This is a genomic window from Synechococcus sp. WC101 (assembly GCF_047461555.1).
Taxonomy (GTDB): Bacteria; Cyanobacteriota; Cyanobacteriia; order Thermostichales; family Thermostichaceae; genus Thermostichus.
In genome coordinates this window covers 1-1,863 of sequence record NZ_JANSHG010000267.1, presented here as the reverse complement: position 1 = coordinate 1,863, position 1,863 = coordinate 1, and the positions used below count along the sequence as shown (strand labels likewise).

The 1,863-nt window shown below is 58.6% G+C and carries 2 protein-coding genes; both read right to left on the bottom strand.

The features are described 5' to 3' along the window. Positions 1-1,097 (bottom strand): PAS domain-containing protein (locus NW809_RS12280; protein WP_414402269.1); only part of this gene is annotated, 1,097 nt, incomplete at its 3' end. Positions 1,098-1,292: 195 nt separating this feature from the next. Continuing rightward, on the bottom strand, positions 1,293-1,863 hold a 571-nt coding region (gene prs, locus NW809_RS12275), incomplete at its 5' end, for a ribose-phosphate diphosphokinase (RefSeq protein ID WP_414402268.1).

Sequence of the window (1,863 nt, the reverse complement as noted above, 5' to 3'; positions counted from 1 at the left end):
TCGGTGGGTTGGCCCTGAAGTTGGGCTTGAAAAATGGCGGGGAACAGCCAGCGATCGTCAGGGTGAATGCGGCGCATCCAGGCCTGGGGATTGGCGTAGGCCTCTGCAGGGGAAAGGCCCCAAATGGCTTCACAGGCGGGGCTGACGTAAATCAGCTCTTTGCCGCAGAGCGTTGAAATCCAAAACAGTTGCTGGCTGTTCTCAGCCAGTTGCAAAAAACGATGTTCGCTCTCTCTGCGGGCTTCTTCCAGTTGCTGTTGCCGTTCTTTAAGCTGGCGGGAGGCTGTAATATCGGTAACAAACCCTTCAAAATAGAGGGGCTCCCCCTGCTCGTTGTACAGGGCGCGGGCGTTTAAAGAAATCCAGATTTTTTTGCCGTCCTTGCGGCAGACCTGCTGCTCCGCGTGCACGACCTGGCCTTCCTTCAGCATGCGCTGTACGAACTCAGATCGCTGCTCTGGATCGCCGTAGATCTGAGTGCCGATATCGGAGACGTGGCGCATCAAATCTTCCGGGGATTCGTAGCCGAAAATATGGGCCAGAGCCGGGTTGGCCACCAGATATTTCCCTTCTGGAGTGGTTTGAAAAATCCCTTCGACGGCGTTCTCGAAGATCGGCTGGTAGCGGGCGGCGGTGCTGCGGCTGTGCTGCAGTTGCGTCTGGAGCTGCTCGAGGGCTTGTCGCTGCTCCTGGGCCTGGAGCAGGATGTGTCGCAGGCTAAGGGCGATGAGGTCGATCTGTCCCCGTTCGGGGAGGCTCAGTTGGCGGGGGCGCTCCCCCAGCAGGTAAAGTGTTGCCAGCCGCCTCCCTCCCTCATCCAGCAGGGGAAAGGCTTCCTGAAAGGGCCAAGATCCGCCGATGGGGTTGGGCGGCTCGTTGCCGGGGATCTGCTGGGGGTTGGGGTAGAGGATCCCTTTTGCAGGCGAGTCGGAATGGGATCCCGGCTGGACCAGTTCTAGATAGACCCAGGGTACGTTCAGCAGTTGCCCCAGCAATTGCAACAGCGGGTACAGCGCCGCAGCGGACTCTGTCTTCAGTTCAGTTGGAAGGGACAGCTCTTCCCTGGCGGCGGCCTGCCCGGCAACACAACCGTTCACAACGGATCTTGGTGACCTAGAAATGGGAGGCGACATGGGAAAAACTCGGCTGGGAAGCTAGCTCTACCCAGTCCATCAGGATAGATGGGGGGTACCTGTTGAGTTGGTCTTCACAGGGCAAAAAGCAAGGGATCCCCTGCAGGTACGCCCGTTCTGCACCCCCTATCTATACTTTAGCGATGCTCTGGAGAAACTTTAGTGAAACATGCTGCTGACGGAGCTGTCTTCGTGAATGCGCCAGATCGCTTCTCCCAGCACGCTCGCCACCGAGAGGACGGTTAAGCCTGGAAAATGCCGCTCTGGAGGGATGGGGATGGTGTTGGTGACGATCACCTCTTCAAACAGCCCGCCCTGCAGGCGTTCGATGGCGGGATCGGAAAAGACCGGGTGAATGGCGCAAGCGTAAACCGCCTTGGCTCCCGACTTGCGCAGCAACTTTGCCCCTTCGGAAATGGTGCCCGCCGTATCGATCATGTCATCCACAAGGATGGCGATTTTACCGCGCACATCGCCAATGAGGTTCATGACTTCCACGTCGTTGTGGGCCTGGCGGCGCTTGTCGATAATTGCCAGCGGGGCTTCCTTGAGTTTTTTGGCAAAGGCGCGAGCCCGCGCTACTCCCCCTACATCGGGAGAGACGACCACAATATCCTCGTCGAGCAGGCCTTTTTCTTTGAGGTAGGCCTGCAGAACCGGCTGGGCATAGACGTGGTCGAGGGGGATGTCGAAGTAGCCCTGGATCTGGGCCGAGTGGAGATCCATGGCC